Source organism: Myxococcus sp. CA039A, assembly GCF_013336645.1.
Lineage (GTDB): Bacteria > Myxococcota > Myxococcia > Myxococcales > Myxococcaceae > Myxococcus > Myxococcus llanfairpwllgwyngyllgogerychwyrndrobwllllantysiliogogogochensis.
Window position 1 is genome coordinate 1 of sequence record NZ_JABUMQ010000727.1, and the last position, 693, is coordinate 693.

Genomic DNA, 693 nt, shown 5'->3' on the forward strand with positions numbered 1-693 from the left:
GGTGGGACAGGGGCTTGCCTACTCGACCCGGAGTCAGCGTCACCTGCTCAACGTCCCCGCCTCGCGGATGGGCGCCTTCGCGGACGAGCCCGAGCACTTCCTGCGCTGGCTGCGCCAGGAGACGCCCGACACGGAGGCCGGCGACTTCGTCCCCCGCCTGCGCTACGGCCAGTACCTGGAGGCCGTGCTGAAGGAGACCGTCGCGCGCGCGCCGCCAGGCGTCCAGTTGGAGACGCTGGCAGGCGAGGTGACGTCCACCCGGGAGCATGGCGGACTGGTGACGCTGTCGACGCGGAGTGGCGGAGAGCTCGTCGCGCGGACGGTGGTGTTGGCGCTGGGCAACGCAAGCCCCGCGGACCTGCGCGTGGCGGACGGCGGATTGTATGCGAGCCCGCGTTATCACCGCTCACCGTGGGCACCGGATGCGCTGGCGGGCATCGGCGAGCACGACGCGGTGCTGCTCATCGGCACGGGCCTCACCATGGTGGACGCCGTGCTGTCGCTGGAGGAGATGGGGCACCAGGGCCCGCTGCACGCGCTGTCGCGGCATGGGCTCCTGCCGCACCGTCATCCGCGCGCGGCGGCCCCGGGGACGTATGCGTCGCCCGGCATCCGCGACGTGTTGCGCGCGCTGCGCCGCGAAGGACTGCGCGCTCCGGAGCCCTCCCATCCCATCCTGTCCCTTATGCCCAT

Annotated in this window: 1 protein-coding gene; it reads left to right on the forward strand. The window is 72.4% G+C overall.

Annotated elements, in window-relative coordinates:
• Window positions 1–693: FAD/NAD(P)-binding protein (locus HR086_RS47295; RefSeq protein WP_174468955.1), on the forward strand; the 693-nt coding region annotated here is incomplete at both ends.